Source organism: Chryseobacterium populi (genome assembly GCF_000282115.1).
In the GTDB taxonomy this organism is placed as follows: Bacteria; Bacteroidota; Bacteroidia; order Flavobacteriales; family Weeksellaceae; genus Chryseobacterium; species Chryseobacterium populi.
In genome coordinates, this window is sequence record NZ_AKJY01000002.1 from 82,625 (window position 1) to 97,575 (window position 14,951).

13 protein-coding genes are annotated in these 14,951 nt (G+C 35.4%); 1 reads left to right on the top strand and 12 read right to left on the bottom strand.

From position 1 onward, the window contains the following. Positions 1–5: 5 nt before the first annotated feature. The 5 genes from ctlX to PMI13_RS00410 all read right to left on the bottom strand — a co-directional run bounded on the left by ctlX (position 6) and on the right by PMI13_RS00410 (position 6,275). Positions 6–929: a citrulline utilization hydrolase CtlX gene (gene ctlX, locus PMI13_RS00390; protein WP_007839441.1), complete on the bottom strand. Its 924-nt coding sequence runs from the start codon at positions 927–929 to the stop codon at positions 6–8. A gap of 48 nt (positions 930–977) precedes the next feature. Beyond that, complete coding sequence (locus tag PMI13_RS00395) at positions 978–1,892, bottom strand: dimethylarginine dimethylaminohydrolase family protein (protein WP_007839442.1); 915 nt, start codon at positions 1,890–1,892, stop codon at positions 978–980. A 556-nt stretch (positions 1,893–2,448) separates the two neighbouring features. Continuing rightward, positions 2,449–4,602 carry an outer membrane beta-barrel protein gene (locus PMI13_RS00400; RefSeq protein ID WP_007839443.1) on the bottom strand — a complete coding sequence of 718 codons (2,154 nt, stop codon included), beginning with the start codon at positions 4,600–4,602 and terminating at the stop codon, positions 2,449–2,451. Between the two features lie 80 nt (positions 4,603–4,682). Continuing rightward, on the bottom strand, positions 4,683–5,744 hold the full coding sequence (locus tag PMI13_RS00405; protein ID WP_007839445.1) for a helix-turn-helix domain-containing protein: 1,062 nt from the start codon (positions 5,742–5,744) through the stop codon (positions 4,683–4,685). Positions 5,745–5,897: 153 nt separating this feature from the next. After that, entirely contained in the window at positions 5,898–6,275 is a 378-nt protein-coding gene (locus PMI13_RS00410; protein ID WP_007839447.1) for a winged helix-turn-helix transcriptional regulator, read from the bottom strand. 76 nt (positions 6,276–6,351) lie between these two features. Here PMI13_RS00410 and PMI13_RS00415 point away from each other — a divergent pair, with 76 nt between their 5' ends. After that, entirely contained in the window at positions 6,352–7,170 is an 819-nt protein-coding gene (locus tag PMI13_RS00415; RefSeq protein ID WP_007839449.1) for an alpha/beta hydrolase, read from the top strand. A 47-nt stretch (positions 7,171–7,217) separates the two neighbouring features. Here PMI13_RS00415 and PMI13_RS00420 read toward each other — a convergent pair whose 3' ends face one another. The 7 genes from PMI13_RS00420 to PMI13_RS00455 all read right to left on the bottom strand — a co-directional run bounded on the left by PMI13_RS00420 (position 7,218) and on the right by PMI13_RS00455 (position 14,760). Continuing rightward, on the bottom strand, positions 7,218–8,504 hold the full coding sequence (locus PMI13_RS00420; RefSeq protein ID WP_007839451.1) for a citrate synthase: 1,287 nt from the start codon (positions 8,502–8,504) through the stop codon (positions 7,218–7,220). Positions 8,505–8,587: 83 nt separating this feature from the next. After that, complete coding sequence (gene eno / locus PMI13_RS00425) at positions 8,588–9,880, bottom strand: phosphopyruvate hydratase (RefSeq protein WP_007839453.1); 1,293 nt, start codon at positions 9,878–9,880, stop codon at positions 8,588–8,590. A 188-nt stretch (positions 9,881–10,068) separates the two neighbouring features. Beyond that, positions 10,069–10,755 (bottom strand): YEATS-associated helix-containing protein, encoded by a 687-nt coding sequence (locus PMI13_RS00430; RefSeq protein ID WP_007839455.1) that lies wholly within the window; start codon positions 10,753–10,755, stop codon positions 10,069–10,071. A 17-nt stretch (positions 10,756–10,772) separates the two neighbouring features. After that, positions 10,773–11,744, bottom strand: a complete 972-nt coding sequence (locus PMI13_RS00435; RefSeq protein ID WP_007839457.1) for a hypothetical protein — start codon at positions 11,742–11,744, stop codon at positions 10,773–10,775. A 165-nt stretch (positions 11,745–11,909) separates the two neighbouring features. Next, positions 11,910–12,575: a sensor histidine kinase gene (locus tag PMI13_RS00440; RefSeq protein ID WP_238536253.1), complete on the bottom strand. Its 666-nt coding sequence runs from the start codon at positions 12,573–12,575 to the stop codon at positions 11,910–11,912. Positions 12,576–13,291: 716 nt separating this feature from the next. Then, on the bottom strand, positions 13,292–14,122 hold the full coding sequence (locus PMI13_RS00450) for a hypothetical protein (RefSeq protein ID WP_007839465.1): 831 nt from the start codon (positions 14,120–14,122) through the stop codon (positions 13,292–13,294). Between the two features lie 5 nt (positions 14,123–14,127). Beyond that, positions 14,128–14,760 (bottom strand): response regulator, encoded by a 633-nt coding sequence (locus PMI13_RS00455; RefSeq protein WP_007839466.1) that lies wholly within the window; start codon positions 14,758–14,760, stop codon positions 14,128–14,130. Positions 14,761–14,951 lie beyond the last annotated feature (191 nt).

Sequence of the window (14,951 nt, forward strand, 5' to 3'; positions counted from 1 at the left end):
CGATCTTATTTCTTAGGCAGAAAAACCTCAGCCAGCATACAGCGTGCACTTCCACCACCATTTACTTCAATTGTATTGAGATCAGAGTAAATGATACCACAGTATTTTTCAATATTTGAAATTTGCTCCCGAGTTAAAGATTGATAAGCTGTCTCACTCATGATCAGGAATTTTTCACCCTCTTTATTCCGTACCTGAAGCATATTGCCGGCAAACTGCTGCATCTGCTCTTCGGAAATTTCGATAATTTCTTTTCCCGAACTTTTAATCGTTTCGATCACCTTGCTTCTTTCCAGCTCATCATCGATACAGTCTAAGCAGATCACCACAAACTTATCTGCCACACACATCATGACATTGGTGTGATAAATAGGAAGCCTTTCTGATCCTACCGTCTGAAAAGAATGAAAAACAACAGGCTCAAAGCCATATTTTGAACAGAAGTCCCGGAATAACTGCTCATCAAGCCTTAAGGATACAGAACCATAAGCAATTTTATGGTCATGGTCAAAGATCATACTTCCCGTTCCTTCCAGAAAATGTCCCTGTATTTCAGAAAAAGACCAGTCATCAATTTCAGCGACTTCAAATCCCTGGTTTTTGATCGTCTCAATAATATCATCCCTTCTTTCAACTCTTCTGTTTGATGCGAACATCGGATATAAAACCACCTTGCCGTCTTTATGGAAGCTTACCCAGTTATTCGGGAAAATAGAATCCGGAGTGTGGGGATCTAATGTATCTTTAACGGTAATCACATTAATCCCTTTGCTTCTTAATTTCCCGACAAAATTATTGAACTCTTCCAAAGCTTTAGACTGAACATCAGAATTCTTCTGTTCAACCTGAAAGTAATTGTTTTTTGCGGTTTCCGCATTGTAGCCGAAAGCAATCGGCTCTATCATTAAAACGGTATCTGTTGTTTGCATTTTTTTTTGATTTAAAAATTCTCTCAAGATTAAAAAAACTCTCTGATACTACTCCCGCACCAAAGGCATTGTAGAGCATCTTAATAAGCCGCCCATTTTAGAAATTTCGCGGTAAGGAATTTCTTCTACGGTCATTCCCCACTCGTTTCTGAAATGATTATTCATTCTCGTGAATGATTGGTCTGAAACTATAATTTCAGGGGAAATGGAGAAGATATTCGGGAACATTTCAAACATTTCTTCGTCAGTCACATGAAAGCAGTTTTCTTCTCCGAAAATATCAATGATTAAACGATAATCACTCTCATCTACAAAACCGTTTTTATAAATAATACATTTATCTTTTCCAATCGGGTTGAAGGTACAATCTAAATGCAGAATCCCTTCAAAAGGAATTTTGTCATTTTTCTTCAGCTCCAGGTCAATGATCCTTTTTTTAGGAAAATATTCTTTCAGAATTTCGATAGCGTATTCATTGGTTCTGGCTGTTTTATAGTTTCTGTAGTCTTCGCTGAAGCATGTTCCTATGAAAAGAAAATCATCCCAGACAATAACGTCTCCACCTTCGATATGTGCCGTTTCCGGGAGATTGATTATTTTTCTCCAGGCTACTTTTTCAAATACTTTTTTATACGCTTCCTGCTCATCGGCCCTATCTGCGATCACATTTGAGATAATCATTTTATCATCAATCACAAAAGCCACATCTCTTGCAAAAACCTGGTTATAGTCTTTGATAATACTCGGACGCAAAACTTCTACATCATATTTATTCAATACTGCTTCAAAAGCATTCATTTCATTGATAATATCCTCTTCTTTAGGATACATATTGTGTTCGATTGAATAATAGGACTTGGCATCATAGCTTTCCTCAAGAGTGGGAACCGGTCCCATTGAATTAGGCTGGCCGAGAACAACTGATTTTAACCTCCCTGTTTCGTTTTTAATATTTAGTTTCATAAAGATTTATGCATTATACAAATATAAGTAAAGGTCTCTATCTGGAAAACTTTTGAATTGTTTTATGCCGTGAATTATTTTCACTTCAGAAAATCTTTTTCAATGTCATCTTAACTGATGCACTCAAAATATTTATTATCCCATTAAAAAATCTACAACTTACTGTTTACCATCTATATTCGACTTAAAAATTATGATAGCGGAAAGGAAAAATTTCCTATCTTAGTGATATAATTTCTATGGAAATTAAAAAATAAATTATTAACACCAAAAATTCAAAATCATGAACAAGAAAAATCCGGCGCTAAAAAATGCGCAAAAATTAGGCAGAGATCAGCAAAAATCAATTCTGGGCGGTGCACCACCTACATCAAGACGCTGCTGTGAATGGGACTTTGAAACAGGCGTATGTACTTTGTACACCTGTGACAGATGCCAATGTCCTTAACAGGTAAAAGCTTGGAGTTTAGGGTTGCAGAATTCTGAAATTTTAAATCTTGGATTTTGGAACTTAAACAGCCTTAAACTCTAAACTTTAAACCAGCAACACTCAACTTTATCTCGTTCTGTTTTCTTCTTCCGACTTCCGTATTTCTTTTGCCTGATATTTTGAATTCCCGAAATTGTAATTTACTGACAGTAGTAATCTTCTGCTGTCCCACCAATGGGTAAAACGGTTATCCATGATCTGCTTATGCCTGAATTCTAATTGTTGATCATAAGAATCAAAGATATTATTGTAACTGATTTTTGTATTCAAAGTATTGTCAAGCCACCCCTTTTGCAGGGAAAAATCAACGGTATACCGAGGTTTTATGATATATAAACTGTTTCCTGTCCAGGATTCATAATTGGTATAAAGATTAGCTGTAATACCGAACGGAAGTGAAAACACCTGGGTCAGCCTTACTTCATAATTATATATTTTCAAAGCAAAAACCTCATCCAGATAAGGCCTGTATTCATCATTATAATACCCTGTCAGCTGGCTGGTTATATTCCACCATTCTGAAATCTTAACAGGAAAACTTGTTTCTAAAGCTGCAAACTTCCGGTAAGGGAGATTGGTTCCCAGGTATTCAAGAACATTGGTCTGAGGGTTATACATCGGGTAACGTACCATTACATCCGTTTCTTTCCCGATGGTAAAACTTGTGATCCAGTTTTTATAACGGTACGTTGCTTTAATCTGATTGGTAAAAGAGGGCTGTAAATATGGGTTCCCAATCCAGTAATTAAGCGGGCTGAAATAAAACCTGAAAGGATTAAGCTGTGAAAAAACAGGCCTCGTAATTTTCCTGCTGTAAGAAACTGAAAATTCATTTGATTTATTCATTGTATAACTGATGCTGAAAGACGGAAGCCATTTCAGATAATTCCTGGAGACCACAGAATCTACCGTCACCGCATTGGATATGCTTTCTGTATTTTCAAACCTTAGCCCGGCATTAATCTGGAATCTATTGATCTTCTGACTATACGCGATATATCCTGCAAATATTTTCTCCTTATAATCAAATACATTGCTTCTTCCCGGATCAAAAACAAATTGATTATTCACCGATAAAGTATCATATCTGATATGATTACCGGTGTTTGAGCTGCTGAATTTAATTCCTGCATCAAAATTGGCATTTCCTATTTTCTGAGATGCATCAATCTGGCCTGCATAAATATGAATTGCATTAACTAAATCAGATTTCCAGTAGGATAAAAGCTTTGAAGAGGTTACATCTTTATTGATAAAATCATCTTTCTGTTTATTTTCGACTGAAAGGTAATTTCCCAGGACGTTCAACTTAAAATTTTCATGCTGAAATGAATAATCGGCCGTAATTCCGTAATTATCCTGATTGTAATCAGTCGGGTTCTCACTTTGTGTATTAAAAACAAGCTGGGTCTGATCTTTGTTAACTGTATGTAAAGATCCCAGCCGCACCCGGTTATTTTCCCTGAAATTCCCCCTTAAGCTGAATCCGAACCTGTTTTTCTCATTCAATCGATAGTCAATCCCCGCCTGAAGATTATAAACCTTACCTGCATCTTTTTGGTCGGTTTTGGTTCTCATCACGTTTGTATTGGCTAAATATTGTAAGGCATTATAACGATAGGTAGAAATCCCATCATTAAAGCCTAACTGAATCTGGTATGCAATTTTTGAGGTATTATAAGAAAGATTGAGTGTATTTTCCCGATAGTTAAACCGATTGACAGAAATATTTCCTGTATAGCTTCCTCTCCACCCCAGGATACTGTTCTTTTTCAGCCTGATATCAATAATCCCTTTGAATTCAGCATCAAATTTTGAGGAAGGATTGGAATTGACCTCAACAGATTCAACCATTTCCGGCGACAGGGATCTTAAATAGGCCTGAAGCTCCTGGCTGCTCATCAATATTTGTTTTCCGTTGATAAAAATTGCAGGACTTATTCTTCCGCCTATAAAAATTCCATCTTCCTGATCTACCGTAACTCCCGGGGTTCTCCTGAGAACTTCAAGAATATTAGCCGAGGTTTTGAAATCTTTATTATTAGCTACATTCATCACCAGGTTTCCTTCTTTTAATCTCAAATTTTTTGCGGAAGACTGCAGGACAATTTCAGAAATGGTCTTTATGGAATCTTTCTGCTGCAAAGAATCTGTTTCTTGTGATTTTGCAAAAATTGATAAAAATAATAACAGGATAAAAATCCATAATCTGACCATCATAAATTTTAAATTTTATGACATCAAAATTATTGGGTATTATTAAAAATCAGGTTTTGAAATATAAATTCCGAAGTACAGAATTATAAATTAGAACTTTGGAACCTCGGTTCAGAAAGAGATTGCGACTGCTTATACAAAAGAGGAGTAGTATTTTTTATTTTCTTAAATGTTGAGAAAAATGTGGATTTTGAATTAAATCCCACTTCATAGCCAATTTCTTCAATCTTTAAATAGGAATCATTCTCAATCAGTTCACAAGCCTCATTAATCCTGTATTCATTGATATACGTTGAGAAACTTTTCCCTAAATTATCATTCAATAATTGCGAAAGCTGGTGTGTTGACATATTCATCTTTGAAGCCAGATCACTCAGTTTTAAATTGGGATTTTTGTATAGCTCTTCACTGTGCATCAGATTTTCCAGCTTGAAAACAAAACTGTCAGCTTTCTCATCAGAAATTTTTTTATTAGAATATTTATTAGTTTCCTTAGCCGTTGAAAGGTGATGTTTTTTATTAAACAGCATTAAAAAATTAGCATACAAAACGAAAGAAAAAACAAGGCTTCCTCCTGCGCAGTATACCTGAATCCAACCTGTAGATATGAACTGATATGCCAGGAAAATGATCACATTACTTAGCAGAACAGGAAGAATAAATTGATTTCCGCTTTTTGATTGCCGTTTTGAAAGAATATAATATTGATAAACTGAAAGACAAACAAAAACCGACCAGACCGTATACACAAACGTGGCAAAATACCTGTCCCAGATAACCGGGAAAAAGAGGTACAAAGTTCCGACAACACCTAAAACACCAGTTATAATTCCGAAAGATTTCCGGCAGTCTTTTAAAATAAACTGTTCCTCTAAAAATGACGAACGGACATAATAGAATAATGCGGGTCCGGTGAAGAATAAAGCAGCCAAACCAAGATACGGAATTATCTCAGGCCAGTCAGGATAAAAATAAATACATACGGAAATTCCTACTCTGATACTTAAAGTCAACACGATTAAGCCTAAAAAGAAATCAGGAATGTTTTTCAGCTTTTTAATAAACAACAAATAGATGCCAAGAAGGATTCCGTTAAAAGCTCCTATGGCACTGAAAAAAAATAGCATCTGTTGTCCGAAAGTCATTGTCAATTAGTTTTTAAAATATAAACGGTTCACAAAGCCGCACTAATGATGATCGATACAAGATCTGTCATGCTTGTACAAAAATTAATCATCGGATAGTTTATGGTAAATTTACTAAATTATTAAACTTAAAATCAATCACATATCTAATTTTCATATAAAATTAAAAGCTGATATTTTTTTTCCTTCTGCATATACTTTACCCCATTCACATAAGTTTTTTAAAATCGGGATTAAATCTTCTCCTTTATTGGTAAGCACATATTCAATTCCTGCAGGAACAGTACCGGGTATTTCTTTTTTCACAATAATTTTGTGTGTTTCAAGTTCCTTTAATTGTCTTCCCAGGACTTGTTCCGAAATATTGGGCAGTTCTTTTTTCAATAAATGAAATCTGTTATTCCCTTCAGATACGGAATAAACAATCTGTGATTTCCAACGTCCACTGATCATACTCACCGCAGAATTCAATTCGCAAATTCCAAACAAAAACTGTTCGTTCATGGCATTGGTTGAATTTTCTTTTCTCATAATGTATGGCTAACAATTTTATTCGTTATTGTAATCTACAAATAGCTTGCAGAAATTTACACTAAAATACAAAAATATGTGTACAAAGAATATCATACTCATGATTAGCATGGTTATGGGCCTGTCATTATTAAATGCCCAGGAAAGGTGGGTTTTAAAATCTGAATTTGTTTCCAAACCTGACACGGTTTTAGTTTTTAAGCCTAAGGTTTATGATCAAAGAGAGCAATATCCTCTGGTTTATTTACTTCATGGATATAGCGAGAACTACCGCCAGTGGTCCCAAACCACAGATCTTCAAAAACTTTCCGACCAATATAATATGATTATTGTATGTCCGGATGGATTTGTAAGCTGGTACATTAACAGTCCGTATAATAAAGGTTCAAGAGCTGAGGACTTCTTTTTTAAGGTGCTCGTCCCTAAAATCCATTCCAGTTTTAGTATTGATAAAAAAAATATTTTCATCAGCGGACTAAGTATGGGTGGATATGGAGCAATCCGGTATTTTCTTCTACACCAGGATTATTTTAATACCGCAGGCAGCTCGAGCGGGGCATTTTCTTTAGATTTTAACATCCTTAGCAAGGCAAGTGTAACATTTTTCAAAACAACAAGAGTCATTGATGATCTATCAGTAATATTGGGACCAGCAAAGGAATGGAATCAATACAGTATTTCCAGCCTTTTAACAACTTATAATAAAGGAAATCCTTTTCTTATCGATTGTGGCACTGAAGACGTTCTCTATCCAGCAACAATTGAGGTTAAAAACCTTGCAGACAGTTTGAAAATCCCTCTTACATTCATTTCTCAACCTGGAAATCACAATGCAGATTATTGGCAAAAATCTATTGAGCATCATTTTATCTTTTTTAAGGAACACCTCAAATAAAAAAATCCCAAAGTGTAAACTTTGGGATTTTGTATATGGAATCAATATTACCTGTTGGCAATATCGATATAGTCTCTTTGCTGAGCACCTTGGTAAACCTGTCTTGGTCTTCCGATCGGGTCTCCTTTCAATCTCATTTCTTTCCATTGAGAAATCCATCCCGGAAGTCTTCCTAATGCAAACATTACGGTAAACATTTCTGTAGGAATTCCTAACGCTCGGTAAATGATTCCTGAGTAGAAATCTACGTTCGGATATAATTTTCTTTCTACGAAATACTCATCTTCAAGAGCTACTCTTTCCAACTGCATTGCAATATCAAGGGCTTTATCCTGGATTCCTAATGCGTTAAGGATATCGTCAGCTGCTTTTTTAATGATTTTTGCTCTTGGATCGAAGTTTTTGTATACTCTGTGTCCGAAGCCCATTAAACGGAAGCTGTCGTTTTTATCTTTCGCTTTTGCTACATATTTTGAAACATCTCCACCATCTTTTTCGATCAACTCAAGCATTTCGATTACTGCCTGGTTTGCCCCACCGTGAAGTGGTCCCCAAAGTGCAGAAACCCCTGCAGAGATAGAAGCAAAAAGGCCTGTGTGTGCAGAACCTACCATTCTTACTGTAGATGTAGAACAGTTTTGCTCATGGTCAGCGTGAAGGATTAATAATTTATCAAGAGCATCAGCTACCACAGGATTCACTTCGAATTCTTCGTTTGGTAACCTGAAAGCCATTTTGTAGAAGTTTTCTACATAGTTCAGACTGTTGTCTCCGTGGTTAAGCGGTAAACCCTGAGTTTTTCTGTATGTCCAGGCACAAAGGTGAGAGAATTTAGCAATCATCAATTCTGCAGCATGATCCATTTCTTCTTTTGAATTTACATTAACCGCTTTTGGATTGAAAGCAGTTAAGGCTGAAGTTAAAGAAGATAAAACCCCCATAGGGTGGGCAGAACGAGGAAAAGCATCGATGATCTTTTTCATCTCCTCTGCAATGAAGTTATATTTTTTGATGTTACCGTCGAAAGTAGCAAATTGATTCTGAGTAGGTAATTCACCATGTAATAAAAGATACATTACTTCTGTGAAGTTAGATTTTTCAGCAATCTGTTCGATTGGATAACCTCTATAGAATAATTCTCCTTTATCTCCGTCTAAATAAGTGATTTCGCTAAGAGTAGCCCCGGTGTTTTTGTATCCTAAATCTAAAGTGATTAAACCTGTCTGGTCTCTTAGTTTTGAAATATCTATCCCTCTGTCTCCGATAGTACTGTCCACGATGGGATATTCATATGAATTACCATCGTAATTCAATATTACTTTGTTGTCTGACATTATTTATTTATTTTTTTTAAATATACTACTTATTACAAAATACGCAAACAAAAATTATCGCTTGCCGTTATTTATAAATTCGATTATCTTTTTATTTTAAATGCTTCCAATCCCGGGAAAATTGCAGTCTCACCAAGGGCTTCTTCAATTCTCAACAGCTGGTTGTATTTTGCCATTCTGTCTGATCTTGAAGCAGAACCTGTTTTTATTTGTCCGCAATTCATTGCTACTGCCAGATCAGCAATGGTAGAGTCTTCTGTTTCTCCTGATCTGTGAGACATTACTGAAGTGAATTTGTTGTGCTGCGCCATTTGTACGGCAGCCATTGTTTCAGAAAGTGAGCCGATCTGGTTTACTTTAACCAGGATTGAGTTGGCAATTCCTTCTTTAACTCCTCTTGCCAGTCTTTCAACATTGGTTACAAATAAATCGTCCCCTACCAGCTGTACTCTGTCACCGATTTTGTCTGTCAGCATTTTCCATCCTTCCCAATCGTTTTCCTGCATACCGTCTTCGATAGAGATGATCGGATATTTAGCTGCCAGTTCTGCCAGATAAGAAACCTGCTCACTGCTGCTGAATTGTGCTGAATCCGGAGTCTGGAATTTTCTGTAATCATAAACTCCGTCTTTATAGAATTCCGAAGCGGCGCAGTCTAATGCCAACATGATATCGTCACCTGGTTTGTAGCCCGCTTTTTCGATTGCCTGCAGCAATGTATCCAACGCATCTTCTGTTCCTTTGAATGTAGGTGCAAAACCTCCTTCATCACCTACTGCTGTAGATAGGCCTCTTGAATGAAGAATAGATTTTAAATGATGGAAAATCTCAGTTCCTTTTCTTAATGCATGAGAGAAAGAATCTGCTTTTACCGGCATGATCATAAACTCCTGGAACGCAATGGGTGCATCTGAGTGAGAACCACCGTTGATAACATTCATCATTGGAACCGGAAGTGTATTGGCATTCACCCCTCCAACATATTTATATAAAGGCATTTTCAATTCAGTTGCTGCTGCTTTTGCTGCTGCCAATGATACCCCAAGAATGGCATTTGCACCAAGATTTCCTTTATTACTGCTCCCGTCAAGATCGATCATAATCTGATCTAAAAGGTTCTGATCAAATATAGGAAGACCCACCAATTCAGGGGCGATTACTTCTCTTACATTCTCAACAGCCTTAAGAACACCTTTCCCCATATATTCTGAACCGCCATCACGCAGCTCTACCGCTTCATGTTCTCCAGTAGAAGCTCCGGAAGGTACCGCAGCACGCCCCATCGCACCACTCTCCGTGAATACATCTACTTCAACTGTAGGATTCCCTCTTGAATCCAAAATTTGTCTTGCTTCTATGTAAGAAATGTAACTCATTGTTCTTTTTTTATAGTTCAGACAAATTTAATGAATTTTTAACTTTTGGAAGCACTGAAGAGCCAATTTATACATTTATTCTGAGTTAAATTTAAGTTAATTTTGATGTGATGATAATCGGGGAGTTTTAGAATAAAAAATTCTCCAAACTTTTTATAATCCGGAGAATTGGGTAATGTATTCAGAATCTATTTTCCATTTATAAAATCTTCCACTCCTTCCGATAATGCGACTGCCCTTGTCCCATCACCGAACTGAATCTCTTTCAGTAAATTTTTGTCCTTTAGCTCTTCTATTTTTTTTTCTATTTTGTCATTTTCAATCGAAGTCACGTTATTCAGTATTTTTTCAACAGGAGTAAATTTTTTTTCCGGGTTATAAATTGTTTTCATGACTTCCTGGGTTTCGTCATCAGTAATAATCGCAGCCTGTTCCAGCTTATTCAATTCTACATTTTTATCATAGACCAGTGTTGTTTTTTGTACGTCATTAATACGCTCTACTTCTTCTTTCATTTTTTTACTTTCCACTTTCAGGGCAGCATAGTCTTCCTTTAAATTCTGAACTACCCTGCTTGAAATGATATTGAGGTACTGTATTGAAGAATAAGCTGCAACAATACAGAATCCTGCAAAAATGAAATAATTAAGATCATAAATTTCATTTTTTTTCGGGTCTAAAATTGTTTTCAGTATATCACTGGAAACGAGATTAAGGAACAGCGGTACTGTAATTGAGGCCAAAATCCCAAACATGATATTTCTAAGCAGGAATCTTCCCCCGTTTTCCTTCATTTCTTTTAATGAACTTCCGACGCCACCTATTATTCCACATAGAACAATGATAGCCATTATGATATAAATTTCTTCTTTCATGACAATTGATTCAGGGGTTATACTTCTGCTTCTGCCATTTCAATGCTTTCGAGCGCTATCCGTCTTTGCTCATTGAGGTCCTTCAGCACCTGCTCAAACGGTGCAAGTATTTTATTCAAATCATCAATCAGCTTATTCAGTTTATCTTCTTCGATTTTCAGCTGTTCTGCAGCACCATTGTTTTTTAGCTCACTGATTGTATTCTTGGAATCTTCAATAGCCTTTTCCATGTTTTTTTTGTCAGTATCAATGCTTCCCAGGATTTCAGCCTGTGCTTTATCAAACTGCTCATTCACAAGATTGACCTGCAAATATTTCATTTTCCCTTCATAGCCAAGAGTCAACTCATTAATTTTCTGTTGGATCTGGGTAATTTTTTCGTTGCTGTTTTCAATATTTTCTTCGGATTCAGCATAATCAATGCTCGTTATGACCAAAGTGTTGAATGAAACTTCTTTCATTTCCACCGTTACTTCAGGAATATTCATGATAATTTCCTTTGTTTTCATGACCACTTCCGGAATTTTGGTCGACATACATTTGGTTTCCATCGTTACTTCTGGAACAGAAATAATAATTGGAGTCCATTTCGTAGTACACTGCCATATTTTAGTTTTGATAAAGCCTATCTTTTTCATTTTCCAATCACACGTTACTTCCGGTTTTTCACCCACTTTTTTATCTGTCATTTTGGTTTTAGGCCAGTCGAAACATATTTCTTTAAGCTTCATCGTTACCTCAGGAATATCAAAAGACCATTTCTGGCTTTTCATCGTAAACTGTGGTATAGGAACATTGAAGATGACTTTCTTCCATTCGAAATTGTACTGATAATTGCCGTTCTTAATTTTAAACAGGGTTTTGTTATCCTGAAGGACTTCGCTGTCTTCACCGATAGAAGAGACTTCTTTAGAAATTTCGTTGGTAAGCTGTTTTAGCTCCGCATCAAATTCTTCTGTCAGTTTTTTGATTGATTCTTCTGTGTTCATGATATCGTTATTTAATGATTAATAAAATTTAAAATGGTTATTAATTTTCTAAACCAAAGTTGATGATAAAACGGCTTCCTGTCAATTACACAAACGGGTGATTCTTAAAAGCAAAGCAGCATCATTTTTTAATGATGCTGCTCTTATACAGAAGCTTTAATTAACTCATATTGTTGTTTTAAAAATAATGTGGGTGCCTTTCCCGGAAGATAATGTCTCACACCCACCACCCAATTCCTCCATTCTGCGATTCATATTCCTGAGGCCGTTTCCTGCGGGCTTTTCTTTATCAATCCCAATTCCGTCATCAGAGATCTCCATTAAAAACCGGTTTTCTTTTTGAGAGAATGAAAGCCTCAGTGTATCAGCCTGGCTGTGTTTATAGGCATTGTTGACAGCTTCTTTTAAACACAGAAACATATTCCGCCTTAGTTCTGTAGAAACCGGGGTTTCTGATATAATATCCATGCTTTCAAACCATGGTTTTATTTTTGTTTTTTTCAAAAAGTTCTCAGTATACCGGATCGCATAATCGGTAAAGCTTCCCAGAGTATCATTCTCCGAATTTAGACTCCAGAGCATTTCCCGCATGGAGAGATTCATTTCTTCAGAAGTTTTTAACAGTTCATCAATATCACTCTGCAGATCATCATCCTGTGCTTTCTGTTTTAAAAATTCTGCCTGAAGTTTGAGTGCAGAAATTCCGGCCCCGAGATCATCATGCATATCATGGGAAATACGTTCTCTTTCTTTCTCTATGGATTTTTGTTTTTCGAGCTCTTTTTGGAGAAGCTGGTTTTGACTTTCAATATTCAATTGTTTTTCTTTCAAATAAAGAATCTGTTTTTTGTTATACATCAGTACAACAAAAACTATAAATACTGCAAAAACGATTATTAACACAATTGCAGTAACGTATATAAATTTTATTTCAAACGGAAGTTCCTTCATCTTTACACAATAAGCCTTTAAAAAAAATAATGTAGGAAATGATAGTAATAATCTGGAATGTTGTTTTAAGTAAATATGAAAATTCTAAATCAGATTTAACAAAAAAGTACATGGGGAACATTCTAAAAATATAAAAAACAGACCAAAGCAATAAAGAACTGCTTATCCAAAAAAAACGTAAGTCTATGATATTATCTTTATCGTTTCTTTTGGAAATTTTTCTGTAAAACCAAAACAAAGAAATGAAAATTAAGAAAATTGAATATAAAAAACCTGTAATAATCGAGTAATTCGTTTTTGAAAACCCAATAAATACTCCTCCGGTTAGTATAGAAATAAGAGTAATTATTTTAATTACTTCACTTTTCTTCAGTTCATTAAAATATAAATACCCAAAATATCCTATACAGAATATATCCAAATAATTGTAGATCCGCGTCGTTACAAAATCAGCTTTAAAGCTAATCAGTACTTCTATGACAACTGTGATCCCAAAATATAACCAAAAATATTGTTTCCACAGCCTTTTAAAAACTATGGAAACAATTAAATTAATAAATATTACAGCATAATATAAAATATCCAGCCCACTCATCTTAGCAATTTGAATCATCTGGTGGAGGGCAAAGCCCGTTTCTGTCATAAACTCCACTGCCTGGTATTTCGATACGCGATGCGCCAGAGTAATATTCTAACATCATGACGAATGTCAATCTTCTTCTATAGTTAACTTCAACATTAACTCCTCCATTATTAATGATCCTGAGATAATCCAATACATGAATAGCCGGATAAAAAGAAATAACAATATTAGAATGTACTGTGAATTGTCTTAAAAGCTCTTTATACAAGACATCACCTACTGTAAATTTTTTCGTGCTTAAAGAATTTGCAAAATCAATTTGCAAATATCTGTCTAGTTCTCTTTTAAGTCCGCCTTCATAATTGGTTTTATATGTATCAAATTCCTGCTGTGATATTGGTGTTTTCTTTAATGTATTATTTACGATATAATGTTCGAGAGAAGTCCCATTATTCAACTTACACATAAAGATCAACCCATCATTAATTTCCCCTAAAAAGATGTCAACTTCACTTACATTTAGAAAAATATCATCCGCTACACTTTTGGATATCTCCAGCCTCTTTCTATACTTATCATTCAAGTTGTTTAAGTCAACATATTCCCAAATCATTGGAATTGCAGATTCCGGATGGATTTTCCCTGTGTCTTGTTGTGCATATACCGTATAATCTTTCCATTTATCTTTTTCAATTAATTCCATGACATTGCCCCTTTCAATCCTTTCTTTTTCCTTATTACAGAATGTTTGAATAACATTCAGATCATCAATCCCTATTAAATTATAATTAACTAACTGATGAATTCTTCCTAAAAGGTCTTGTAAATCCTGATTTTCTTCCATGATTCTTAGTTTTTAAATTGGTTAAATTTGTTTATTGCTTCTACTTTATTATTTACGTGAAGTTTTCTGTAGATATTACCAACGTGTTTTTTTACGGTATCCATGCTGATAAACTTTTTATCGGCAATTTCTTTGTATAAAAGACCCTGAGCGAGAAGTTCCAGGATTTCTTTCTCACGGTTGGTAAGCTCATCAAAACCTTTTACGTCTGAACTTTTCTTTTCGAAATGGGTGAGAACCCTTCTGGCAATAGAATGGCTCATCGGAGCACCGCCATTGTAGACGTCACGGATTGAGGAAAGAATTTTATCCATGCTTTCTCCTTTGATGAGATATCCCATGGCTCCGGCTTTTAAAGAATTGAAAATCTTTTCATCATCTTCAAAGCTGGTACACATGATAAACTGTGTATCGGGCATGTCTTTCCGTAACTTTTCTATGATTTCAATTCCGAGTATATCCTGCAGCTGAATATCCATCATTACAACATCCGGAGAAATACCGGCAAGGTTATTCAGAGCATCATTTCCATCAAAAAACTGAGCAACTACCTTCATATCACTCTGGTAATTGATCACCTTCTTCAACGCATTGTTGTAGTTTTTTTCATCTTCTACTATGGCTATGGAAATGCTCATGTTCTTTTTTTTGAGACAAATTTCAGCAGAAAACAAAGCAGAATCAATTACACCTTTGTGTAATTTTCAAGTTTGAGTTTGCAGTTATGGCTTAGTCTTTAGTTTTATTAAATTTAATTATTTTTTCATTTCAAAGGCAATATTTTATCTCAGAATTTTCAATCAATCACACGTAACATTCAATTAATAAC

What these genes read in the sequence shown, in the direction of transcription:
- ctlX (WP_007839441.1), bottom strand. Translation starts at nt 929, where the DNA reads ATGCAAACAACAGATACCGTTTTAATGATAGAGCCGATTGCTTTCGGC.
- PMI13_RS00395 (WP_007839442.1), bottom strand. Translation starts at nt 1,892, where the DNA reads ATGAAACTAAATATTAAAAACGAAACAGGGAGGTTAAAATCAGTTGTT.
- PMI13_RS00400 (WP_007839443.1), bottom strand. Translation starts at nt 4,602, where the DNA reads ATGATGGTCAGATTATGGATTTTTATCCTGTTATTATTTTTATCAATT.
- PMI13_RS00405 (WP_007839445.1), bottom strand. Translation starts at nt 5,744, where the DNA reads ATGACTTTCGGACAACAGATGCTATTTTTTTTCAGTGCCATAGGAGCT.
- PMI13_RS00410 (WP_007839447.1), bottom strand. Translation starts at nt 6,275, where the DNA reads ATGAGAAAAGAAAATTCAACCAATGCCATGAACGAACAGTTTTTGTTT.
- PMI13_RS00415 (WP_007839449.1), top strand. Translation starts at nt 6,352, where the DNA reads ATGTGTACAAAGAATATCATACTCATGATTAGCATGGTTATGGGCCTG.
- PMI13_RS00420 (WP_007839451.1), bottom strand. Translation starts at nt 8,504, where the DNA reads ATGTCAGACAACAAAGTAATATTGAATTACGATGGTAATTCATATGAA.
- eno (WP_007839453.1), bottom strand. Translation starts at nt 9,880, where the DNA reads ATGAGTTACATTTCTTACATAGAAGCAAGACAAATTTTGGATTCAAGA.
- PMI13_RS00430 (WP_007839455.1), bottom strand. Translation starts at nt 10,755, where the DNA reads ATGAAAGAAGAAATTTATATCATAATGGCTATCATTGTTCTATGTGGA.
- PMI13_RS00435 (WP_007839457.1), bottom strand. Translation starts at nt 11,744, where the DNA reads ATGAACACAGAAGAATCAATCAAAAAACTGACAGAAGAATTTGATGCG.
- PMI13_RS00450 (WP_007839465.1), bottom strand. Translation starts at nt 14,122, where the DNA reads ATGGAAGAAAATCAGGATTTACAAGACCTTTTAGGAAGAATTCATCAG.
- PMI13_RS00455 (WP_007839466.1), bottom strand. Translation starts at nt 14,760, where the DNA reads ATGAGCATTTCCATAGCCATAGTAGAAGATGAAAAAAACTACAACAAT.